Source organism: Chryseobacterium sp. SORGH_AS_0447 (assembly GCF_030818695.1).
GTDB lineage: Bacteria > Bacteroidota > Bacteroidia > Flavobacteriales > Weeksellaceae > Chryseobacterium.
The window spans coordinates 409,723-433,908 of record NZ_JAUTAR010000001.1 but is presented as its reverse complement, the minus strand read 5'-3'; the positions used below and the strand labels follow the sequence as shown (position 1 = coordinate 433,908).

Annotated in this window: 24 protein-coding genes and 1 pseudogene; 20 read left to right on the top strand and 5 right to left on the bottom strand. The window is 38.8% G+C overall.

The annotated features are described in order from the left end of the window. Positions 1-156: 156 nt before the first annotated feature. The 7 genes from QE422_RS02100 (at position 157) to tsaB (ending at position 5,030) form a co-directional block, all read left to right on the top strand. Positions 157-843 (top strand): LysE family translocator, encoded by a 687-nt coding sequence (locus tag QE422_RS02100; protein WP_307454793.1) that lies wholly within the window; start codon positions 157-159, stop codon positions 841-843. Next, positions 840-1,769, top strand: coding sequence for an LD-carboxypeptidase (locus tag QE422_RS02095; protein WP_307454792.1), 930 nt, complete (start codon positions 840-842; stop codon positions 1,767-1,769). Before QE422_RS02100 ends, QE422_RS02095 begins: the two co-directional genes overlap by 4 nt. 1 nt (position 1,770) lies before the next feature. Beyond that, complete coding sequence (locus QE422_RS02090) at positions 1,771-2,262, top strand: hypothetical protein (protein WP_307454791.1); 492 nt, start codon at positions 1,771-1,773, stop codon at positions 2,260-2,262. Positions 2,263-2,296: 34 nt separating this feature from the next. Further along, on the top strand, positions 2,297-2,668 hold the full coding sequence (locus tag QE422_RS02085; protein WP_307454790.1) for a YraN family protein: 372 nt from the start codon (positions 2,297-2,299) through the stop codon (positions 2,666-2,668). 9 nt (positions 2,669-2,677) lie between these two features. After that, positions 2,678-3,505, top strand: coding sequence for a hypothetical protein (locus QE422_RS02080; RefSeq protein WP_307454789.1), 828 nt, complete (start codon positions 2,678-2,680; stop codon positions 3,503-3,505). A 4-nt stretch (positions 3,506-3,509) separates the two neighbouring features. Next, positions 3,510-4,259, top strand: coding sequence for an SDR family NAD(P)-dependent oxidoreductase (locus QE422_RS02075; RefSeq protein WP_307454788.1), 750 nt, complete (start codon positions 3,510-3,512; stop codon positions 4,257-4,259). 87 nt (positions 4,260-4,346) lie between these two features. Further along, complete coding sequence (gene tsaB / locus QE422_RS02070; protein ID WP_307454787.1) at positions 4,347-5,030, top strand: tRNA (adenosine(37)-N6)-threonylcarbamoyltransferase complex dimerization subunit type 1 TsaB; 684 nt, start codon at positions 4,347-4,349, stop codon at positions 5,028-5,030. Between the two features lie 15 nt (positions 5,031-5,045). On the opposite strand, the gene QE422_RS02065 is transcribed toward tsaB, so the two are convergent. From QE422_RS02065 to QE422_RS02050, 4 genes are all read right to left on the bottom strand, one after another. Further along, entirely contained in the window at positions 5,046-7,655 is a 2,610-nt protein-coding gene (locus QE422_RS02065) for a lipopolysaccharide assembly protein LapB (RefSeq protein WP_307454786.1), read from the bottom strand. 85 nt (positions 7,656-7,740) lie between these two features. Further along, a complete protein-coding gene (locus tag QE422_RS02060) occupies positions 7,741-8,295 on the bottom strand; it encodes a nucleoside triphosphate pyrophosphatase (RefSeq protein WP_307454785.1) in 555 nt (184 codons plus the stop codon). 10 nt (positions 8,296-8,305) lie between these two features. Next, positions 8,306-8,824 (bottom strand): HAD family hydrolase, encoded by a 519-nt coding sequence (locus QE422_RS02055; protein WP_307454783.1) that lies wholly within the window; start codon positions 8,822-8,824, stop codon positions 8,306-8,308. Continuing rightward, complete coding sequence (locus QE422_RS02050; RefSeq protein ID WP_307454781.1) at positions 8,814-9,563, bottom strand: Rossmann-like and DUF2520 domain-containing protein; 750 nt, start codon at positions 9,561-9,563, stop codon at positions 8,814-8,816. Before QE422_RS02050 ends, QE422_RS02055 begins: the two co-directional genes overlap by 11 nt. Before the next feature lie 219 nt (positions 9,564-9,782). Between QE422_RS02050 and QE422_RS02045 the strand changes: the two genes are divergently transcribed. From QE422_RS02045 to QE422_RS02020, 6 genes are all read left to right on the top strand, one after another. Further along, entirely contained in the window at positions 9,783-10,340 is a 558-nt protein-coding gene (locus QE422_RS02045; protein WP_307454779.1) for an RNA polymerase sigma factor, read from the top strand. Positions 10,341-10,349: 9 nt separating this feature from the next. Next, positions 10,350-10,982: a hypothetical protein gene (locus tag QE422_RS02040; RefSeq protein WP_307454777.1), complete on the top strand. Its 633-nt coding sequence runs from the start codon at positions 10,350-10,352 to the stop codon at positions 10,980-10,982. 8 nt (positions 10,983-10,990) lie between these two features. Then, entirely contained in the window at positions 10,991-11,506 is a 516-nt protein-coding gene (locus tag QE422_RS02035) for a hypothetical protein (RefSeq protein WP_307454775.1), read from the top strand. Between the two features lie 94 nt (positions 11,507-11,600). Then, the gene (locus tag QE422_RS02030) at positions 11,601-12,641 is read left to right on the top strand and encodes a hypothetical protein (protein WP_307454773.1); all 1,041 of its coding nucleotides are present in this window, start codon (positions 11,601-11,603) and stop codon (positions 12,639-12,641) included. Between the two features lie 10 nt (positions 12,642-12,651). Further along, positions 12,652-13,662 (top strand): hypothetical protein, encoded by a 1,011-nt coding sequence (locus QE422_RS02025; RefSeq protein ID WP_307454771.1) that lies wholly within the window; start codon positions 12,652-12,654, stop codon positions 13,660-13,662. A 146-nt stretch (positions 13,663-13,808) separates the two neighbouring features. After that, entirely contained in the window at positions 13,809-14,816 is a 1,008-nt protein-coding gene (locus QE422_RS02020; protein WP_307454769.1) for a hypothetical protein, read from the top strand. A 262-nt stretch (positions 14,817-15,078) separates the two neighbouring features. Here the strand turns inward: QE422_RS02020 and QE422_RS02015 are convergent, their stop codons facing one another. Further along, complete coding sequence (locus tag QE422_RS02015; RefSeq protein ID WP_307454768.1) at positions 15,079-17,367, bottom strand: GH92 family glycosyl hydrolase; 2,289 nt, start codon at positions 17,365-17,367, stop codon at positions 15,079-15,081. 141 nt (positions 17,368-17,508) lie between these two features. Between QE422_RS02015 and QE422_RS02010 the strand changes: the two genes are divergently transcribed. The 7 genes and pseudogenes from QE422_RS02010 to QE422_RS01980 all read left to right on the top strand — a co-directional run bounded on the left by QE422_RS02010 (position 17,509) and on the right by QE422_RS01980 (position 24,180). Then, entirely contained in the window at positions 17,509-18,507 is a 999-nt protein-coding gene (locus tag QE422_RS02010; protein ID WP_307454766.1) for a hypothetical protein, read from the top strand. 73 nt (positions 18,508-18,580) lie between these two features. After that, positions 18,581-20,377, top strand: a complete 1,797-nt coding sequence (gene lepA / locus QE422_RS02005) for a translation elongation factor 4 (RefSeq protein ID WP_294249722.1) — start codon at positions 18,581-18,583, stop codon at positions 20,375-20,377. 63 nt (positions 20,378-20,440) lie between these two features. Further along, complete coding sequence (locus QE422_RS02000; protein ID WP_307454763.1) at positions 20,441-20,743, top strand: hypothetical protein; 303 nt, start codon at positions 20,441-20,443, stop codon at positions 20,741-20,743. Then, entirely contained in the window at positions 20,733-21,797 is a 1,065-nt protein-coding gene (locus tag QE422_RS01995; RefSeq protein WP_307454761.1) for a hypothetical protein, read from the top strand. Before QE422_RS02000 ends, QE422_RS01995 begins: the two co-directional genes overlap by 11 nt. Positions 21,798-21,800: 3 nt before the next feature. Then, entirely contained in the window at positions 21,801-22,394 is a 594-nt protein-coding gene (gene dcd, locus QE422_RS01990; protein ID WP_307454759.1) for a dCTP deaminase, read from the top strand. Between the two features lie 210 nt (positions 22,395-22,604). Then, positions 22,605-23,301: pseudogene (locus QE422_RS01985) on the top strand (NUDIX domain-containing protein). Positions 23,302-23,637: 336 nt separating this feature from the next. Continuing rightward, positions 23,638-24,180, top strand: a complete 543-nt coding sequence (locus tag QE422_RS01980) for an NADAR family protein (RefSeq protein ID WP_307454757.1) — start codon at positions 23,638-23,640, stop codon at positions 24,178-24,180. Positions 24,181-24,186: the final 6 nt, after the last annotated feature.

Sequence of the window (24,186 nt, the reverse complement as noted above, 5' to 3'; positions counted from 1 at the left end):
TTTTAAGATAAACAATTTGATTCTGTGAGTTCTGTGATTTCAGCGGATATAAGTTTCGTTACCAGCGAACCAAATTCAATTTCCTGTTTGCTTTTTAAAACATAAAGTTTAAATTTGTATAAATACATGAATTTTTTCATCGAAAAACACCACTGAATGTTCGAACTTATATTATCTGCCATCGTATTGGGATTCATGCTGAGTCTGGTTTTTATAGGGCCAATCTTTTTCCTTCTGATAGAAACCAGCTTTTCCAGAGGCCCGAGGCATGCTTTGGCATTGGATCTGGGTGTCATTTCTGCAGACCTGCTCTGCATTCTGGCAGCCTACTATGCCAGTGCGGATATTGTAACGCTGATCGATAAGCATCCCGGTTTTTACCGGATTACGGCCATCCTGATCCTCGTTTACGGGATTGTGATGATGGTCACGAAAACCAAGATGCATATTCCCGGCGAGGAAAAATTTATGAACCAGAATTACTTCAAGACTTTTATTAATGGTTTTTTCTTTAATCTCCTCAATGTCGGCGTCATTCTTTTCTGGCTGGTAACGGTGATTTCCGTAAGAAATCAGTATCCGGATACCGGCAATTTTATTTTATACATCGGCATTGTTATCGGGACATACCTTTTTATAGATCTCGCTAAAATATTTCTGGCCAAGCAGTTCCACGATAAACTGACCCAAAGCCTGGCCAATAGAATCAGGAGAATCGTGGGAGGAATCCTGATCATATTCAGCTTTTTTATCTTTTTGCAGAGTTTTAAAAAATTCAATCAGTTTGATAAAAGACTGGAAGAAGCGGAAAAAACCGAAATCAAATACCAACGCACCAAATGACAGATATTATCTTTCCTGAAAGCCTTGAAAAAGGGGATAAAATAGCGATAATTTCGCCGGCAGGATCCGTAGATCCTTCTCAACTCGAAAAAGGGATCGAAATGATCCGGAACAGAGGCTATGAACCGGTTCTAGGAGAAAATCTTTATACGAAATTTTCGAATGGCTATAATTATGCGGGCACTGAACAGGAAAGATTGAAAGATATGAACTGGGCACTGAATGACAGTGAAATTTCCGCTGTCTGGGCTTCCAGAGGTGGATATGGGTGTCAGCATTTGCTTAATGGCCTAAATCTTAAGGGTTTTATTAAAAATCCCAAATGGTATATCGGATATTCCGATAATACCGTCATCCAGAGTTATCTGCTGAAGAAAGATTTCGCATCGATTCACGGACAAACCGTCAAAACGTCAAGCTTCGGAGTAACAGAGGAAAGTTATGACCTTATTTTTGATATTCTAAACGGCAGCCTGCCGGAATACAATCTAAAACCACATCAAAATAATAAATCGGGCTCTGTCAAGGGAGAATTGGTTGGGGGAAATCTAGCTCTTATCTACGCGTTGCTGGGCACCAAATATTCTTTTGATTTCAAAGATAAGATTCTCTTTATTGAAGATATAGGCGAAAACTTCTATGCACTCGACCGGATGATCATGAGCCTGGAATTGGCTGGTGTCTTTACAAAAATCTCAGGTTTGATTATCGGGGGAATGACGAATATGGGTGATGAAAAAGAAAATAAGCAATACGAGGAAAGCTTTGATGATTTTGCGTACCAGCTGATTTCGGAACGGATTTCAACATATGATTTCCCGGCGGTTTTCGGTTTTCCGAATGGGCATATTAAAGACAACCGGCCATTGATTATTGGCGGGAATATAAATATGAAGGTTAAAGACAAGGTTAAGATTGAGTTTTAATATGGAAAATTTAATTGTCGAGTATCATTTCAGTCCCGGTTTGAGTGATGAAATTAAAAGAATTAATCTTAAAATAAGTAATATTTTTAATTTCGAAACAACAATTTTCTGGTATAAAAAGCCCGACACAAATGTTAAATTCACCGAAGAATACGGAAGGTCAATGAGACGGGAAAATCTTCTGAAAGGAAATTTGCCCTTAAAACTTAAGAATATTTTAGAAGAATTGATTTCATATCCGGAATTTGAACTTAAAACATTTTACCCCGCATTATCAGAAGAGCAAAAGAAACAGTATACTCCTTCGGATGTAAGGCAGGAAAGTTATGACTTCTATTTAAGAGGAAAAAAATATTGGATTAATGTAAGCCCTTATATTTTTAATGCCGAATTTTTGAAAACTGCACAGGAATTATTGTTTAAAAAATTTCATAAAGAAATTACAGAATGGCTGTCGGAAAGCTATGAAAAATTAATTCAACAAGAGGATTAGTCATAATTTAAAGTATTAAATTTTAAATGATATAATGGCAGATCACAACGATTTAGGTAAAACAGCAGAAGACTTAGCAGTTACCCATTTACAGAAAAACGGGTATACCATTCTGGTACGGAATTTCCGGTATCAGAAAGCAGAAATCGATATTATTGCCGAAAAAGACAATTTAACTGTTATTATTGAAGTAAAAGCCCGTTCCACCGATGCTTTTATGCTGCCTCAGGAAGCAGTGACCAAAACCAAAATAAAGCTGCTGGTTACTGCTGCCAATCATTTCATGGAAGAATTCAACAGAGATCAGGAAGTAAGGTTCGACATCATTTCTGTTCTTCCAGATAAAGAAAAAAATATGATCATCAACCATATAACCGATGCTTTTGAAGCATTTGATGCCAACTGAGTACTGAGTATGAAAAATTTAGATTGGGACAGCATTTATACCGCCATCCTTTACATCATTAAAAATTATCCGCTTACCATCATTACTTATTGCTCAGGCTGTTTGGTTACGGGTCTGCTCATAAGTGTGCTTTTAACGCTGTTCATGAGAAAATATAAAGCATTTTCCCGTAAGCAGAAATACTACAACTGGCTGGTAAAGCTTTATATTCCGGCCATTTTTATGATTAACATCATTTTTTCATTAAAGGTAGGTCTCTTCTGGGGTTCTTACGAAGCATTGAAAAAAGACAGCTACGCGATATCCTCACAGGTATACCACTCAAGTATGGGTTCTGTTTTTACGGATCCTCGTGAAAGAATTGAATTTATTGAAGGAGTAAGATCGGTAGTTTCCGAAGTAAACCGGAATAATAAAAATGTGAAAATCAGAATAGAAGATATTGTCCAGGCATATAACACAAAATATAAGCTGTTGGATCAGCCGAAAAACAGGATCGCTTCTTGGCTCGCCGCACAGTATGGAGATCAGATCAATTCAATGGTTTTATATGGCATTCTCTATGCCGTCCCGAATACGAAAATGACCGGAGACCTCTCCTATCATGAATTTGATACAATCATGAAAAAGCTGCTAGTGCTTAACTCGGAGGATATTGAAAACTCCATTGTTGAAAAAATACAGAACCTGTTCCTCATGGTTTTGAAGACGCAGTTTAAAACAATTGCGGAAGGTCTCGTGATCATATGGATCATCCTGATGATTATCCCTTGGGTTGAATTCTGGATCTACACCGCTGTCATGAAAAAAATTACAAAGAAGAATATAATCGAATAAATAAATGAAAACAATATTAATAACCGGAGCAACTTCCGGAATAGGAAAATCAACCGCTGAGCTGCTGGCAAAACAGGGACACCGGATTATCATCTGCGGAAGAAGAACGGAAGTACTGGAATCGGTACAGTCAGAATTATCAAAATTAACCGAAATATTTAGTTTAAAGTTTGATGTCAGGAATCTGGGAGAAGTCGAAGCAGCCATCGGTTCTCTGCCGGAAAACTGGAAGCAGATTGATGTGCTGATTAATAATGCAGGAAATGCACATGGGCTGGATCCTCTTTCTGCCGGAAAGACAGAAGATTGGGATTCGATGATCGACGGAAATGTAAAAGGCTTGCTTTATGTTTCGAAAATGGTTATCCCGGGAATGAAAGAGAGAAATTCCGGACATATCGTAAATATTAGTTCAGTAGCAGCCAGGCAGACCTATGCCAATGGTGTGGTATATTGTGCAACCAAAAAAGCGGTGGACGTAATTTCCGAGGGAATGAGAATCGAACTGACGGAATTCGGAATTAAAGTAACCAACATTCAGCCGGGCGCAGTGGAAACAGATTTTTCCATGGTAAGGTTTAAAGGAGACAGTGAAAGAGCAGCAACCGTCTACGCAGGATATGAACCTTTAAAAGCTGAAGATATTGCAGATTCCATTGCGTACTGCATCAATGCCCCAAAGCATGTCTGTATTTCAGATATGACGATCTACCCTGCCGCGCAGGCAGAACCAAGAACCATTTACAGAAAATAGTCTCAAAATAATGCTTTACCTTTGCAGTGACCAAGCAATCCGTTGATGATACAATTGCTGAACTGTTAAATCATTACCTGTAAAAAAATGAAAATCTTATATCTTGAAACTTCTTCGAAAAACTGCTCGGTAGCCATTTCAGATGATGAAAAGATGCTGTGTGTAACAGAGGAGGTTTCTGAAAACTACAAACAATCGGAGAGCCTTCATATTTTTGTAGAATGGGCCTTGGAAGGGGCCGGCATTTCAATGAAAGATATTGAAGCCGTTTCTCTCGGGAAAGGGCCGGGTTCTTACACGGGTCTTCGAATCGGGGCATCATCAGCCAAAGGGTTCTGTTACGGGCTAAACGTTCCGCTAATTGCCGTTAATTCTATGGAAAGCATGCTGGAGCCCTTTTTAGGCCAGAACTACGATTATATTATCCCTTTGATCGATGCAAGGAGAATGGAGGTCTATACGGCAGTATATGACGGCAGAAACGGAGACGAGATTTCGGAAACCGAAGCAAAAATTTTAGATGAAACTTCTTTTGAAGAATACAAAGACAAAAAAATACTTTTTGTGGGAGACGGCGCAATGAAAGCAAGAGAAATATTGCAGCTGCCGGATGCCGACTTTAATGATGAGGTCTACCCTTCCGCTCAGTATCTGGTAAAGAGAACACTGGAAAAGATACAAAGGAAAGAATTCGAGGATGTGGCCTATTTTGAGCCCTTTTATCTCAAAGATTTCCACGGTGTAAAGAAAAAAAATAAAAGCGAAGAATAATCTTCGCTTTTATTTTTATTGTGGTTTTGCAGGCATCTGACTCGTTGGCTGCAACTGCTGATTGTTATTATTGTTTGACCTTCTCCGGTTGCTGTTTCCGTTTACAGGCTGCATCGGTGTGGAGTTGTTCATCATCTGGTCTTGCATCGGCTTCGGAGGTATTCCTTTTGAACCTTTTCCGTTGAACTGCAGCTGCTGTTCAGGAGCATTGGTATTAACGGCGTTTTGAGATACCGCATTTCCCTTATTATCTGTCGCCTGGAAGGTCAGGTCGCTTTTAAGGTAATTGAGCATTTCTTTGGCTTTTTCTCCTTCCGGGGTTTTACCGTAGTTGAGGGCAATCTGCTCCAGTTGAAGAATCATCACTTCTTTCCCACTTGTCTTTCCTGAATTGAAGGCATTCAGTAAGTATAATTTAGGAACGAGGGCATCCTTGGGGTACTGTTGGATGGTTTTATCGATAATATCCTTGCTTTCCCCGAACTTTTCAGATTCATACAAGGCAAAAGCCTGCTTATACTGGCTTTCCACATCTCCGGAAGATTTCACGAAAGAATTACTTTTCGGGTTTCTCGCAAACTCTGCATACGAAGTATAGGGATAATCTTTCAATAAGATCTGCTTGGCTCGGTCGGCAGCCTGAGGATTCTTTTCATAATTCATGGCAAAAATCTCGTACAGTGCCTGCAGCATTACTTTTTCTTCAGGTTTTACGTCTACCAGGTCGTACAGGGTTTTTGTTGCTAAAGGGGTATTGGTAAAATAATTCTGATACATCACCCCAAGACCCAGAGAAGCGGTATCCCGGTCTTTTTTCAGCTGGTCAAGCTTCGCCATGTCGGTAGGAATCTGTTCGATATAAAACGCGGGTTCGAAACGTCTCGGGTTCGGTGCAGCCGTTGTACCAAGTGCATCGCTTTTCATATCATCAAGCGTGGTCATTTTTTTGGAAAAACGCCAGTTATCGATCAGGGCACGATCGCCCCAGGTCTGTTTGAAGGTTTGGGCTCCTTTAGAAACCGTACCGGTATTGCTGAAATAAAACCCTTTTGTCGCCACTCCGAAATCCTCAAAAGAATTGGAGCTGTTGGCAAAAATTGAGGTGGCACTGTAATCACCGGTGTCAAAACCTTTGCTTCTTTCAGCCCGTCTCCTTTCCAGTTCTTCCTTCTCTTCTTTGGCCTTGATTTTAGCAATATATTTCGAGAAAAAATCAGTTTTCTGCTCCGGGGTCATCTTCGCCAGGTTCAGAATACTGTCGTTTTTCTTGATCAGATAATAATTTTTTGAAATCTTTTTGATGTAAACCGACTGGTCTGCCAGAAGTACTTTCGAAGGCTCGTAGGTCATTACCGCCAAAGCGGAATCATAATAAGCTCCGGCACCGATATAATCGTTTTTATCGAGGTAACCCTTCCCTATTTCATAGTACGTAAGACCGCGCACCTGGCCATCGGAAACCTTTTCCTTCAGGGATTTTCTGAAATATTCCTGCGCTTCATCCTTTTTTCCGGCTTTGTTTGCCATTAAGCCCAAAGCATAATAAAATTCGTTTTTCCGGGATCCGTAAGTCCCTTTCTTGCTAATGTCTTCAAGGTATTTTCTGGCACCGCTGTAATCTCCGTTTCCGTTGAATGTTTTGGCAATTTCGATTTGCGATTTTACCTCAAACTCAAAATCATTGGCATATTTATAGGCTGCCATAAAGCTTTCCCTGGCTTTGTCATTCTGGTTAAGGCTTTCAAGTACCTGTCCTCGCAGATAGGCAATTCTGCTTTTCAGTTTTCTGTTATCGTTAAGCTCAAATGCATTATCAAGCTCGCGCACCGCATCTTCTTTTTTTCCGGCATCCAGTAAAGATTCGGAATAGTAAATGCTTAATAATTTTTCATATTGCTTGGCAATTTTTTCACTCTTTAATTTAGCAAAAGTCTCATGGGCTTTGTGGTAATTCTTGATCTGATCATAAGCCAGACCCTGGTAAATTCTTGCCAGAGGAAGCCTTTTATCATCTTTCATGTGGGTAAATACATAATTCAACGCATCCAGGGCTTCCAACGATTTTCCTCTGTAGATTCTTGCCTGTGCGAGAATCATGTAAGCATCAAAAATCTGTTTGTTCTTTTCTTCTCCGTTTTTAATTACCGAATATTTGTTGATTGCTTTCAGTGCTTTTGCTTCTGCAATTTCCAGAATTGAAGCGCCTTTCTGGTCTGGCTGGCCCGGATCTCCTGATGGCATTCCCGGTCCTCCCGACATTGGGTTACCCGGCATTCCGGATGGCATTCCCGGAAGCCCGCCTCTCTGGCTGTTATTTTGGTCGGGGCGGTTCAGTTCACCCATCTTCATCGAATTTTCCGCAAAGGCTGTAGACTGTCCCAGATCGCTTCCCAAAGGCTGGTCTTCGTAGGTAAGAATAGGAATATAAGGCGCATAAAAATTATCTTTATGGGCTTTGTCCCGTGTTTCAAACTCTGTATCTAAGGCATCTTTTGCATTAAATAAAGTGTTGTAGTAGGTAGTAAATCCTTTCATGAACTTAGACCGCTGCTCCGGTTTTTTCACCTTCGTGCCACAGGAAACAACGATACACAATACCAAAAGGAATAAAATATTCTTTTTCATTATTCAATATAACTCTCTAATCTGCTTTTTATTATAAGCATTTTGATGATTTTGTAAAAATAATAAAATTTTATGGGGAAACCCGTTATATTTCCTTCAAAATTTTGTAAACCAAATGGGTAGGAAGTCCCATAATGGTATAAAAGCTGCCGTTGATTCTCCTGATCTTTGCCATTCCGAGCCACTCCTGGATCCCGTAACTTCCCGCTTTGTCGAAAGGATGGTATTTCCGGATGTAATACTCTATCTCTTCTTCCGTAAGCTCATCAAATTCAACTTCTGCAACATCCGTTTCCGTAAACGTTTTTTCTAACGTTTTAATGGTAATTCCTGTATACACCTGGTGGGTCTTTCCTGAAAGAAGGTTCAGCATCTGTCTGGCCTCTTCCTCATCTTTCGGTTTGCCGAGAAATTGGTTATCAATTGCTACAACCGTATCGGCGGTAAGTAATACCTCCTCTCCTTCCAGTTTGCGGAATGCCGATGCTTTCAGCTCAGAGAGATAAGCGGCGGACTCCCCCACACCAATGTGTTCCGGGACAATTTCCTCACAGTCGATTTTTACCACTTCAAATTCGAAACCTAAGCTTGCCAATAATTCTTTTCGCCTGGGCGACTGGGAGGCTAATAATAATCTCATCTTCAATATATTAAATAGATTGGGTATTATCATCGTGCCATTTCCCCTGCACTTTCATCACCTGTTCGATGACATCGCGTACGGCACCACTTCCGCCTTTGATGGGAGAAATATAATCGGAAACCGCTTTGATCTCTGGAACTGCATTTTCAGGACAGGCTGAAATAGCCGATGCCCTCAGGATGTGAAGATCCGGGATATCATCACCCATCGTTAAAATCTCTTCATTGGTAAGATGATATTTTAATTTAAAATCTTCAAAATCGGCTAGCTTATCATGTGATTTCGGATAATAATCTTCAATACCGAGATAATTGATCCGGTGTTTTACCATCTCATCATTGCCGCCCGTAATCACCCCGATCAGATAATTGTTTTTTAAAGCTTTCACCACTGCATAGCCGTCCAGGACATTCATTACCCTGCTCATATTTCCGCCGGGCATCAGGTACACACTGCCGTCCGTAAATACGCCGTCCACATCGAATACGAATGCTTTGATATCTTTTAATTTCTCTTTATAGCTCATACATTTTCTGAATTGAATGATTCATTGTTTTATAAATTGCCAGGCTTTCGTCTTTCAGAAGCTTCTCATGCAGTTCAAGGATTCTCCTGTCGTTTCTTACGGCAGGCCCGGTTTGTGCAGACTTAGGTTCGATTTCATGAATTTTCCGGACCGTCTCATCAATTAACGGCAGGAAATAATCAAACGGAATTTCCTGGGAATCTGAAATTTCTTTTGCCCTAGAAAATAAATGGTTTACAAAATTACAGGCAAAAACTGCCGTCAGGTGGATATATTTTCTCTTTTCATAGGTGCTTTCCATGACATTTTCTGAAATTGCTGAAGCAAGCTCAAACAAAACCTTTCGGTCTTCTTCATTTTCAGCTTCAATAAAAAAAGGAATTTTTGAATATTCAATCTTCTTTAATTTGGAAAAAGTCTGCAACGGATAGAAAACAGCTTTTCTGTAATCTCCTTTTAAAATATCAATAGGAAGCGAACCCGAAGTATGAGCTACCACGCTGTCTTTTTTAGCAATGAGTTCAGAAACATCTTCTACGGCATGATCACTTACACAGATAAGATAAATATCCGAATCGACTAAGTTTTTAGTTGAATAAGGAATATTTAGTTCTTGTGAAATTGCTTTCAGCTCTTTTTCATTCCTGCCGAAAATCTGGGCCGGCGGAATTTTATTTTCCACCAATGCCTTTGCCAGATGATAAGCTACATTTCCGGATCCGATAATTACAGTTTGCATACAACAAAGATAATATTTTATTTCTCCGGAAATCAGTTGTCGCTGAAAGTGTTGAATTTAACATAACATTGATTATAAAAGGGAAAATGCAAAACCTTGCTATACCGTTTATTAAAATTCCGGATGTTGCTTTTGTAAAAAAATAGTATATTGGACTAAAAATTGAATAAGTATTTTAACTTTCAGCTATTTTTGTAATCCAAACAATGAAAGCATCTTATGAAGATTAAAGACGCGGAAATTATTTCGTTGATGCAAAATCCACGTACTCAGGAAAAAGGAGTGCGTGCTTTGATGGATGCTTATCAAAGCAGACTGTATTGGCACATAAGAAGAATTATTGTGGACGGAGATCTTGCTCAGGACACTTTGCAGGAAACATTTATTAAAGCTTATCAGAATTTTCACCAGTTTAAAAACGATAGCCAGCTCTATACCTGGCTGTATAGAATCGCAACCAATGAAGCGTTGCAGCAGGTGAATAAGCTTAAAAGAATGCAGAAGACCGATGAAGACCCCGAATACCATATGCAGAACCTGGTGGCAGATAATGCCGGCGGTGATGCCGAAGAGATACAGATCCTGCTTCAGAAAGCCATACAAAGCCTGCCCGAAAAGCAGAAACTGGTATTTATGATGCGGTATTATGACGATCTGCCGTACGAGGAAATATCCAAAATCGTGGATATGTCCGTAGGTACGCTAAAGACGAATTATCATTATGCCAAACAGAAGATAGAAGAGTATATAAAGGAAAATTACGAAGATAATTTTTGAGAAACTGAAATGAAAGAGTTCGATATAGAAAAATTAGAACGCAAAAATATTTATACGGCACCTGATAATTTATTTGATAATATTCAGGCGAAAGTATTGAGCGGAGTAAATGATTTTGACCTGGAAAAACTGGAACGTAAGAATATTTATACAGTTTCTGAAAACGTATTTGAAGATATTCAGGATCACGTCATAAATAAGGTATTTCCTCGTAAAAAAGCGCCGATTTTCAAGATCAACTGGGCTTACGCAGCGGCAGCATCTCTGGCTTTGATTTTTGGAGCGACTTTTGTTTTCAATAACGACGGCAATGCGGATGATCCCAATGTAGCGGTAGCCTACACGGTACAAAACCAACAGCCGGAAACGGAAAGTGAAAAGGCTTATGAAACTTTGAAATCGGATTTAACTTCTGTTGAAAATGATCATCAAAATAACGAAAGCCAAAAAAATAAAAAGTCTGTAGCACAGAATAAACCTCAGGCAAAAACTGATAAGCAAACGGCAGCCAAAACCGGACAGACCGTTTCGAAACAGGATGAAGCTCAGATGAACGACTATCTGGATTCCTTCTCAAATTCTGAAATCTCAGAATTGGCAAGCAATTCTACACAGGACGTATATCTGGATTTATATAATTAAAGAAGAAGATGAAAAAGATATTGTTTACCCTTTTTATGATTTATGGTTTTGGCTTAAATGCCCAAAAAACAGATTATGACTGGAAGAGGATGGACCCTAAGCAGAGAAAGGAAGTAATAAATAATCTTTCGCCGGATGAAAGAAAAAAGCTTCTTACCCAGTTCAGGAACAATATGGTGATGGAAAACCTGGATATCGATCCAAGTGATAAAGAAGACTTTACGGATGTCTACAACGAATACCTGGAAAGTCAGAAACAGATCAAAAGCCAGTTTAATTCCAACTTCAATCCTGAGACCTTGTCGGATGAAGAAGCCAAAGCCAAACTGCAGCAGAGCTTTGAAGTAGGGCAGAGGCTGCTGGATAACAGAAAGAAGTATGCTGATAAGATGCAGCAGATCATTCCTTGCCAGAAGGTCTTAAAGCTGTTTCAATCCGAGGGAATGATGAGAGATAAGGTGAATGAAAGGAAACCTCACGGAAACAACAGCGGCAATTTGCCAAGACAGAGGCAAAACCCATAATAGTTTATTTTTTTAATGTTGGACGACCCTTGCAATTTATTGTGAGGGTCGTTTAATGTTAAACTAATTTCTATTTTTGCATCAAATTATGATCATGAAAAATATTGCTTTGATTCTTATGCTTACATTCTCAGGTTTAATGGTTGCCCAGAAACAGGAATTCATCAGGCTGGATCAAAATCTTAAAGACAAAAATTCCCGAACCCATTCGCTTACCTTCATCGATGCAAGACCCGACAAAACCATCGGAACTCTTACCGATAAAGAGGAAAAAGTAGAAATCAGATTCGAAGACAGTGATCTTAAAAGCCACCTTGAAAACCGTTTCGTCAGCGATAACAAAAAAGTGGGAACAAATGATATTGTCATCATTTTAGAAGATCTGAAAGCCTATGACGAGCAGGATGAAAATAAAGATTTTCCCTATGCAAAAGTGAAAATCAGAATTTCAGGCTTCCTCAAAAGAAACAGCCGTTATTATTTCATCAACCGTTTCGATAATGTAATGGTCTCTAATCCGAAGATAACGGCGCATCCGCAACGGTTCCTCGTTCCCAGAATTTCGGATATCATTACAGATTTCATCAGGACTTCTTACCTTTTAAATGTTACAAGTTCTTATATTCCTGAAAATGAAATCAGTAATTATGATGCTTATCTTGCAAAAAATTACAGAGCATTCAATAATCTTGAACTGAAAGACGGGGTGTATCCGAACTTTAAAAGCTTCTACAATCAGGAACCGAATCCTGAATACAATACGGAAAAAAATAAAAAAGGAAAAGTAGTGAGATTGATACGTAATGGCATGCAGGTCTCCCTTTCTGAAATGTACGGTTATGTGGAAGGAGGAAAAGCTTATAAATTGACACCCGTCGGTTTCGATGAAATGCATAAAAATGAAAAAGGATTTTATATTCATTCTTCGCGAGTGAACCTTTTCCTGGAAGTTAAAACCGGAGGTGCATTTGTAGGAGGAATAGCCGGTGGTTTTGTTGGTGCATTAATCGGTGCGGCTATTGATTCGGCATCCAGTTCAAACAATGGAGCTATGATTGGAATAGGGTATAAGTCTACATTGGAAACCGATGTGTATATCGATTCTTTAACGGGAGGATATGTTTTCACAAAATAATTATATAATCATGAAAAATTTTTTATCGGTTATAGCGTTCTTTATTACCGTTTTTTCTTTTGCCCAGGATAAAGAATTTATAAAGCTTAAAGGAAACATTCCGAATAATGGGGAAGGAGACTACAATACCCTACAGGTTATTGATAACAGAAAAGACAAGACAATCGGAATTCTGCCTTTCGGAGAAGACAAACTAATGAAAGAAGTATCTTTTCAAAACGGCATTACTGAAGATCTTACTGACTGGTACCGGAAAAGTAATCTGAAAGGCGGTAAACAGGATCTGGTTTTTGTTATCAATGATCTCAGATTTTCTGTTAAAGAAACAGGAGAAAAGAAAAATATCGGAACGATGAACTTTTCCTTACAAAGTTTTGTAAAAGATGGGGACACCTACCGTTTCCTGTATAAAAAAGACACTATTTTCAGGTTCAGCCATAAAGATGTCTCTGATGTTATGGTGAAAAATTTGCATCATATCCTCTCTTTATATTTTGAAAAAACCTTTAAGGCAAAACCATTGAAATATGATCTAAATCCTACTGACGTATCTGATTATCAAAATTACGTAAACCATTTCTTGGCCTTTACCAATGAACAATTAAAAGACGGAATTTATCTTGATTATAATTCATTTTTCAAACAATTGCCTGAAGAAGGAAATTATATCCTCGAAAGATTTGAAGGTGGGACATTAGACAGGGCAGTGAAAACGGAGAATGGTAAAAAGAAAAAAATACCGTCTCATAAAATATTTATTTATGTCGAAAACGGGGAGGCATATAAAAATACCTTTAGCGGGTTCCAGAAACTGCACAAAAAGGAAAACGGATTTTATCTCCGGACAAAGCCTGAAACTCTCTTTCCGCCACAATACAATCTAAAACTGGGGATGATGTTCGGCCTGGTCGGGGGAATTGCAGATGCCCTGATGGAAAAGCCAAAGCCACAAAGCATATATCTGGAACAGGAAATCTGTATTGATCCGATGACAGGAGAGTACGATCTTCAATATGAGTAATCATTTCAGTTTTTAAGTAACCTAAATAATTAAATTTTAATTAGAAGAGTCCTTCACAGCATGGCTGCTCAAAAATATTCCTTTCCCATTTTATCAATTGCTTACATTTGCGTAAGTTTGAAGACTGCCAATCATAAAATTAAACAATGAAGAAACTATCAATATTCTTGCTGTTATCAGCCTTTTTGTCTGCCCAGAAAACAGAACTCGTCAATTTATCAAGACCTCCTAAAGACAATAAGAATTTCATCAGGACTTTTACCGTGATTGATCAGCGTTCTGACAAAAATATCGGAACCATTATGGATCACAGCAAAGAAGTGACTGTAGCATTCGCACATGATGCGGTGAAAGATATTCAGGATTGGGTGGGAGAATCCAAGGCAACGCAGGGAAAAAATGATCTGGTTCTTCTGCTTGAAAATCTTAAAATTTCAGATGAGCAGAAAGAAAAATCGACTGTCGGGAAGCTTCATTTTAGGGCAAGTACCTTTATAAAAAAAGCAGACGGATACCATTTCCTCTACAGAAAAGATACGGTAACTACCGTATCCTCCCGGGTTAATCCGTTTGTGGCTCAGAACTTAGCGAGAAAATTCACCATGATCATTTCAGACTTTTTAGAAGATTCATATAAAAAGGAAGCCTGGGAAATAAGTGTTTCGGAAGAGGATCTTCCGCGGTATAATGATGTACTTACGGATAAACTCGATATTCTGAAAGCTGATGTATTGAAGGATGGAGTTTATAAGGACCATCAGAGTTTTTTCAACCACCGTCCTGAGCCAGGCTTCGTGTTGGAAACCAATAATAAAGGAGTCGTGACCAAAGCTGTAAATGGAGAAGATAAAACGGCTATCCGGCGTTTCTATGCGTTTGTACAGAATGGCGTCGCCTATAAAATTATTCCTGTAGGCTATGCTGAAATTTTAAAAAGTGATAAAGGCCTTTTTATCGAGGTGAAAAAAGCAGAACTCTTTCCCGAATCATCCAATGGTGCCATGATCGGTGTCATGGCCGGAGGTTTGATCGGTGGCGTCATTGGTGTGGCAATAGATGCAGGAGCCCAAAGCAGAAGAAACAGAGTTCCGGAACAGGAAGTCTACCTTGATCCGCTTACGGGGCAATATATTTTGCCTGAAGGATTTAAATAGAAATTAAAATAAAGAAGAGAGACGCGCCGGTCTCTCTTTTTTTAATTTAGCATAAATAGGTTATATTTCACTTATATTTATTAGTTATCAAAGTAGAAAGCAAAAAGTCAGGTTTCTGAATAAAGATTCAAATAAACTTCCTTTTGCTTAGGTAAAAAATAATTTCATTTGATAATGATGATCTTTGATTGTATTATTAACACAAGGAACTTCCGGCATCCAGCTTCCTTCTTCCAGCCTTTCAACCTCAAGTTTAAGCTAGTTATTTCTGATCCTTAGAATAGGAATACGGAAAGTCCTTCTCATCCGTCCCCCGGTCTTTATTCGGCTGGGAAGCCATTTCAAAGTTGAGCTGAGCTCCTTTCATTAATTCCTGGTGGCTGAACCAGTTTCTGGTGTACTTTTTCCCGTTGAATTCCATCGACCGTACAAACCGGTTACTATCATTATTGCGGGCAGCATTGATCTCTATATGCTTTCCGTTTTCCAAATGAACGGTTGCTTTTTTAAACAGAGGGGCACCCAGAACATACTGATCCGTTGCAGGAGTAACAGGATAAAAGCCCAGCGCTGAAAAAATATACCATGCTGAGGTTTGCCCGTTGTCCTCATCGCCGCAATAACCGTCCGGAGTAGGCTGATAGAGGCGGTTCATGGTTTCCCGCACCCAATACTGCGTTTTCCACGGTTCACCGGAATAATTGTACAGGTAAATGATATGCTGTGCCGGCTGGTTTCCGTGGGCATACTGTCCCATATCCGCATTCACCATTTCCTGGATCTCATGAATGGTTGATCCGTAATACGAATTATCAAAAACGGGAGGCAATTCGAAAACCTGGTCCAGTTTTTTTGAAAATTCTTTCCTTCCGCCCATCAACTTGGCCAGGCCTTCAATATCCTGGAATACCGACCAGGTGTAATGCCAAGAATTTCCTTCCGTAAAGGCATCGCCCCACTTAAAAGGATTAAAAGGAGCCTGGAAGCTTCCGTCACGGTTTCTTCCGCGCGCCAGTTTGGTTTCGGGATCCATTACTTTTTGGAAATTCTGGGAACGGCGGTAATATTCTTTCCATTCAGATTCCGGTTTCCCCAAAGCTTTTCCCAGTTGGGCAATGGCGAAATCATCATAAGCATATTCCAGTGTCCGTGCTGCATTTTCATTGATTTTTACATCATAGGGAACATAGCCGAGTTCTTTATAATACTGAATGCCCAATCTTCCTGTTGCCTGCGGACCTTCGTTATTAGCCCCATGAAGCAAAGCCTGGTAAAGGGTTTCAATATCATAACCGCGTAAGCCTTTCAGATAAGCATCGGCCACCACGGAAGCGGAATTGTTGCCGATCATGATATCCGAATAGGAGGGACTCGACCATTCGGGAAGCCAGCCGCCTTCTTTGTAATCGTTAATCAACCCTTTCTGCATTTCAACGTTTATACTTGGATAGACCAGGTTCAGGAAAGGGTAGAGGGCTCTGAAAGTATCCCAGAAACCGGTCCCTGCAAACCGGTAGCCGGCTTCCGTTTTCCCTGAATACGGACTGTAATGAACGATTTCTCCTTCTTTGTTGATTTCGTACATCTTATGAGGAAAGCATAGCATCCTGTACAGGCAAGAGTAGAAAGTACGCATCTGATCGATGGTTCCTCCCGCAACTTCTACTTTTCTCAGTTTTTCATTCCAGGCCTGCTTGGCTTTTCTGAAGGTATCATCGAACGAATCCTGATCCAGTTCCCGCTGCAAATTCAGTTCCGCCTGTTCGGGACTGATGAACGAAGAAGCTACTTTAAGATTTACCTTTTCACCCTTCTTCGTGGCAAAACCAATGATGGCTCCACAGTGGTCGCCTGTAATTTCAAGCACATCTTTTACAAAATCCTTGTCCTTCCAGGCTGAATATTTTACGAATGGTTTATTGGCATAGATCACAAAGTAATTTTTGAAACCGACAAGTTTTCCCCTCGAATATCTTGTGGAATAACCAACGATTTTCTTCTCAGAAGGAATGATTTTGATGCTCGATCCTTTATCGAAGGCATCCACCACAATCCATGAATTTTCAGAATCAGGGTAAGTTAACCTTAGCTGTGCAGCCCTTTCCGTAGGCGTAATTTCCGCCGTCACATTATGATCAGCCAGGTAAACACTGTAATAATAAGGTTTTGAAACCTCTGATTTATGAGAGAACCAGCTTGCTCTTTCCTCTTCATTGAAACGCATTTTTCCGGTTACGGGCATAATGGAAAACATTCCGTAATCGTTCATCCAGGGTGAAGGCTGATGCGTCTGCTTGATCCCGCGGATCTTGTCGGCATCGTAGGTGTATTGCCAGCCGTTTCCGTTTTTACCGGTCTGGGGTGTCCACAGGTTCATTCCGTGAGGGACGGCAACCGCAGGATAGGTGTTCCCATTGGAAAGTGAAGGCTTTGACAGCGACCCGATGAGTGGATTGACAAATTCTTCGGGATGTTCCGGTGCCTTTTCAATCCATTGAGTGTGAAATGAGGCAAAATGAATAATAAAAAGCAATAAAAGAACTTTTTTCATAATTAAAATAAGTTTGAGCTTCTGTAGATTTATGATGTGAAAAGATAAGATTTTCTTCAGTATGTCTGCGGGTTTGATAGTTTTTTTCGTGAAAGTCATTTAATTTTAAAGATATTATTAGTTTTGCTAAAATTTAGAACCATGAAAAAAGCATTGCAGTTTGTATTTCTTTCCTTGTCGATAATTACTTTTTCTCAAACAACCGAAACAATCGAGATCGGCAAAATAAAAGACAAAAGCGGAATGACAAAATCGCTGACAGTTATTGATAGCAGAACTTTAAAAGAGATGGGAACCGTTATCTCAAAAGGAGACACTTATCAGTTTGCATTTCCAAAAACTGCAAAAGATGCCATAGAAACTGCATTTACAGAATCCAATAAAGATTCAGGAAAGAATGATATTGTTTTATTAATCAATGATCTGTATTTTTTCAATGATAATAAATCTCCCGAAATTGCCAAAGCGAAAATAAGTATTGCAACATTTTTTAAAAGAAATGATAAGTATTTTTTCATCAACAGAACGGATGGGATCATTTCAGCGAGCCCGGTTGAAGGGGTAAATGTTGCGCATACCATTAACAATAAAATATCTCAGCTTTTTAAACAATTAATTTTGACTTCTTACAACAGCGTTGCGGTTGGTATTCCCATCAATGAAGGGTCGCTTGCAGATTATGAAAACATCATAAAGAATACATACCCTGTTTATAAAACCGAAAGTTTAACACCGGGAGTTTATTTAAGTTTCAAATCATTTGTTCAGCAAAAACCTACGCCGGCAACGTATCGAAGAGATAAGGATGGCGATATTAAAGGAGTAAATGACGGGACCTACAATATAAAAATCAGTGATATTTACTGTATAGTTGAGGATAATAAAATTTTGAAAGCCATCCCGATCGGTTACAAAGAAGTTTTCAAGAATGAAAAAGGCTGGTATTTTGAAGCAATTCCGGCAGATTTATTTCAGCAGAGTATGAATGGAGCGATGATTGGCGGTATGACGGGCGGGATGGTCGGTGCATTAATCGGCGCCGCGGCGGATAGCGGAAAAAAGAATATTGGATTTGTGAGCAAGGTTAAAACTCAGATTTATTTAGATCCGTTAACAGGGGAATATGTTTTCAAAGATTAAATTTTCGCTTATAAAATTAAGAATCACAAATTATCCTGCATTTTATTATCTTTGCAAATTACATAGTTCTTAAATGAAAAACATACGAAATTTTTGCATAATCGCTCATATCGACCATGGTAAAAGTACTCTGGCAGACCGTCTTCTGGAATATACCAATACGGTTTCCCAGAGAGAATTACAGTCCCAGACGCTGGATGACATGGATCTGGAGAAAGAACGCGGGATTACCATTAAATCCCACGCCATCCAGATGGATTATGAGCTCAACGGCGAAAAATATATCTTAAACTTAATCGACACTCCGGGACACGTGGACTTTTCTTATGAAGTTTCCCGTTCCATTGCGGCCTGTGAAGGAGCGCTTCTTATTGTAGACGCAGCCCAGAGCATCCAGGCACAGACCATCAGCAACCTGTATCTGGCTTTGGAAAATGACCTGACAATTATTCCAATCCTGAATAAGATTGACCTTCCTTCAGCAAATCCTGAAGAGGTAACCGATGAGATCATGAACCTAATCGGTTGTGATTATGAGGATGTATTAAGGGTTTCCGGAAAAACCGGAGAAGGGGTACATGACCTTCTGGAACAGATCGTAAAAAGAATTCCGGCACCGGTAGGTGATCCGGATGCACCGCTTCAGGCTTTGATCTTTGACTCGGTATACAACCCTTTCAGAGGAATTGAAGCGTATTTCAAAGTAGTAAACGGAAGCATTACGAAAAACGAAAAGATTAAATTTTTCGCAACCGGAAAAGAATACGGGGCTGATGAGGTAGGAACGTTAAAGCTGAAGCAGGTTCCTAAGAAAACCGTTGAGTGCGGGGACGTAGGTTACCTGGTTTCCGGAATCAAGGATGCCCGTGAAGTAAAAGTAGGGGATACCATCACTTCATTCGATAAGCCGGCTGCCGGACCGATTGAAGGGTTTGAGGAAGTTAAGCCGATGGTATTTGCCGGGATTTACCCGATCGATTCCGAGGATTTTGAAGAATTGAGATTCTCCCTTGAAAAATTAAGGCTGAATGATGCTTCCCTGGTTTTTGAGCCGGAAAGTTCAGCTGCACTTGGTTTCGGGTTCCGTTGCGGATTCCTGGGAATGCTTCACATGGAAATCGTTCAGGAACGTCTGGACCGTGAGTTCAACATGAACGTGATCACTACGGTACCGAACGTATCGTATTTCGGGTACTCCAAAAAAGAACCGGAAGTGCCGATCCTGATCAACAACCCGTCTGAAATGATGGACCCGTCGATCATGGACAGGGTAGAAGAACCATTTATCAAAGCTTCCATCATCACCAAATCCGATTTCGTAGGTCCGGTAATGACCTTATGTATCGAAAAAAGAGGGGAAATTGTAAACCAAAGTTACCTGACTTCTGAAAGAGTGGAGCTGGTATTCAATATGCCGTTGGCTGAGGTAGTTTTTGATTTCTATGACCGTCTCAAATCAATTTCCAAAGGATATGCTTCCTTCGATTACCATCCGATCGGATTCAGGGCTTCCAAGCTGGTAAAAATGGATATCCTGATCAACGGCGATATGGTGGATGCCTTATCATCTTTGATTCACGATTCCAATGCCTATCATATCGGTAAGAAAATGTGTGAAAAGCTCCGTGAGCTGATCCCGAGACAGCAGTTCGATATTGCTGTTCAGGCCGCTTTGGGAACCAAGGTAATTGCCAGGGAAACCATCAAAGCACTGAGAAAAGACGTTACCGCAAAATGTTACGGTGGAGATATTTCCAGAAAAAGAAAGCTTTTGGAGAAGCAGAAAGAAGGAAAAAAGAAAATGAAGCAGATCGGAAGGGTAGAAGTCCCGCAGTCGGCATTTATGGCTGTACTGAAGCTGAATGACTAAAAAAGATAATCAAGATAAATTTTGGTATAATTATTTTATTAACTTTGATAAAAATAATGAATTATGTATCTAGCACAAATTGACTCAAAACAAAGCCAGGCTCCTTTTTATATAAATATCTTGTCTGACATCATTAATGGGGATACTGAGTATAAAGAGCAAGTGGATACTGCTATCAAAGAAGCTGCATTAATTTCAGCAAATAAAAAAGACATTTATTCAGCCGAAAGACAGCATTATTTTTTGATTACATCATTGCTAATGTACTATCAGGATGAACTTTCATGCATCAACCAAGAAATTAGTAATTCTGTTTACAGAGAGATAATAGAATTGCTAAATAAGAATTACTGTTATGACTGTTAAGGCAATTGAGTTACAATTGTTGCAATTGGAAGGTATTTTTTCGAAAAGTAAAGCGAATATTTATTCTGATAAAAAAAAAGAAAAGTATTTTGAAGAATTGTATTTCTTGTTTGAAGCAATTAAAAATGCTGATATAGAAAATTATGATGATAATTTAAAAGGAGTCCATTATCAAATTTTAAATTATATATTTGGAGCATTAGAATTTTTAGATAATAGTACTTTAAACCTAATTCCTTTTGAAACCGTATCTTGTTTAGAGAAAGTTTTAGATGATTGGATTTCGGATGATAATTTTATTATTGCAACATCATTATCAAATAGAAATTTAGATTTTTACTTTATGGGTGAGAATGTTGAATTTTTTAAATTAATGAATGATACAATTGAAAAGTTATATGAGCTAAAAATCTCAAAAAGATTAATAAAAATTGTTTTACCTCGTGTCCTTTCTCGAGATTATCTATCTATAGTAGTGCTCTATCATGAACTAGGACATTTTATTGATATTGAATTAAATATTAGTCAAAATATATTTTTCAAAAAAAATGGTTTTAAGCCTAATTATACGAATATTGAAATTCAGGAACATAATCACACTATGGAATATTTTGCTGATGTTTTTGCTGCGCAATATATAAATGATGCTTCTAATTTATTTTTAAACTATATTTCGGCAGGTACATCTGATTCTCAAACACATCCTGCAACAAAAAAAAGAGTAGAGTTTGTGGACAAATTTCTGAACGAGGAAACAATAAGTTTAATTGATGAGTTTAACTTAGTTTTAGCTGCTCAGTCAAAGCAAAAAATTGAAATTAGACATAAAGTTTTTGACGCAGATAGTTCTGACTTTAATGAATTTATACCGCAGCAAATTAATTCTGATAATGAATTACATGCTGTTTTTAAACTTGGTTGGGATTTCTGGAATAATTCTGAAACAAATACACTTAATAAGGTTCCAAAAAAACAGAGATATAATATAATAAATAATCTAGTTGAAAAGTCGATTTCTAATTACATAGTAGTGTCAAAATGGAAAAATCTTTAATTTATGAGTCTTATTGTTAAAGAAGAACTAAAAGAGCTTTTAAAAAATAGAGAATTATTTATTACTCCAATTTTAGATGAAAAGCAATTTGGTGAAATTAGTTTTGATTTTAGAATTGGAACCGATTTCTTAACACAACATCAAGGAAGAAATGCCTTTATTGATACAACTAAAAACAATAATATAACTAGATCAATTAAAAGTAGTTATACAGAAACTAGAAGGAAATTAGGAGAGGAATTTTTAATCCATCCATCACAGCCAACACTATTTTCAACTCTAGAATATGTAAAACTACCTAAAAATGTATATGCTGTTCTAAATCTGAGAAGTTCTTTTAGTAGATTGGGATTGTCTATATCGACAATAGTTCAACCAGGGTATTGTGGATGTTTATCTGTTGAAATTGTTAATTCTGGAAATACTAGTCTAAATATTTTAACAGGAACTAGGTTTTTACAAGGAAGATTTTTTAGAATCTCTGAGAATACTGAATATTTTAATTCTGAAAGAAAATATGCTTGTCAAGTTAGACCAGTTTCTTCTAAAGCTAATGAGGATGAAGACTTGGAAAGATTGATAAGAATGAATATTTAGAGTTAAGCAGATCGGAAGGGTAGAAGTACCGCAATCGGCATTTATGGCTGTATTGAAGCTGAATGACTAAATAAAAGAGCCGATAAAAAGGCAGAAGATAAAAGTGAAGTCCGCAGGTAATCTCTGCGGATTTTTTCGTTTATGACTCAGATTATTTTTTTTATGTTAACTAAACCGTAACTTTGTGTACTCACAACGCAAATTTAATTTATGGCAGGTTCAAAGAAATTACAGGATATCAAAGTAGCTGTGGATGCGGTGGTTTTTGGGTATTTCGATAAAAAAGACCTTCAGGTGCTCCTGATCCAGCGGAATATCGAGCCTTTCAAGGGCGGATGGGCGCTTCCGGGCGGACTCGTTCTGGATGATGAAAACCTGGATGATGCGGTAAAGCGCGAACTTTGCGAGGAAGCCGGTATAAAGCCCGATTTTCTGGAACAGCTTTATACCTTCGGCAATGTAGGCCGCGATCCGCGGAACCGGGTGGTTTCCGTAACCTATCTGGGGCTGGTAAACCCCGTCTTACCACGAGCTGGCTGCCGATTCCGATGCGGACGATGCCCAATGGTTCGGCATTAACAGCCTTCCCGAACTGGCTTTCGATCATCAGACTATTATCGATACGGCATTAAAAAGACTCCGAACCAAAATCCAGTACCAACCCATCGGCTTCAATCTGCTGAATGAGGAATTTGCCTTCTCCGAACTGGAAAACCTCTACAAAACGATTGTCGGGCAGGAAATCGACCGACGCAACTTCCGGAAAAAAATCATGAGCTACGGCCTGCTGAATGAAACCGACAACTTCAAAAAAGAAGGCAGCGGCAGACCCGGAAAGATGTTTACCTTCAACCAGGAAAAATACAGGGAACTGGAAGAACAGGGATTTTATTTTGAACTGAAGTAGTTTTTAACACAAATACTTACACGAATTTTCACAATGAATTCTTGTTTGCTGCTATATACAGCGTAAACAAATAAGAAGGTAATCTTTTAATAGTACTCTAATTCTCTCGGGAACTTATCGGATGCACAATCCAGATTAAGCTTGAATTTTATTTAAACCTGATCAAACAGATCATAATTCGCGTCATTTGTGAAAGACATTTGTGCCATTCGTGTTTAAATTGAAAATTTTTATCGTTGAAAATCAACCAATTAATTATTTTAGCGTAAAATTAACGCAAATTAATTTGGTTAGTAAAACCCTATTCCTTTAAATTTGTGTAAAAATAACGCAATAATGAAATACACCGTACAATATATCATTGAAAGATTTAATCATCAGGAAAAACCGGATTTTCTGTTTTTCTGGGGACATACGGTAAAAGAGCAAGTGACCAAAGCCTGTTTCAGCCAGTGGTTTCCTGCTGAGTTTCAGGAAGACGGCATCATCTACAGGACTGCTGAACATTATATGATGGCCGGAAAGGCAAGTTTGTTTAAAGATGACGAAACTTTAGAACAGATCATACAGTCTGAGACTCCGAATCTGGTTAAAAAACTGGGAAGAAAAGTCGAAAATTTTGATCTGCAGTTTTGGGATGAGCATAAATATGAGATCGTAAAACAGGGAAACCTGCTGAAGTTTGCGCAAAATGAAGCACTTAAAGAATTTTTGCTGTCTACGGAAGATAAAGTTTTGGTGGAAGCCAGCCCTTACGATACCATCTGGGGCATCGGAATGCCGGAAACCAATTCCAAAGCCCTAAATCCATCGCAGTGGAACGGTGAAAATCTCCTGGGATTTGCTTTGATGGAAGTACGGGACGAACTGAGAAAGTAAAAACAC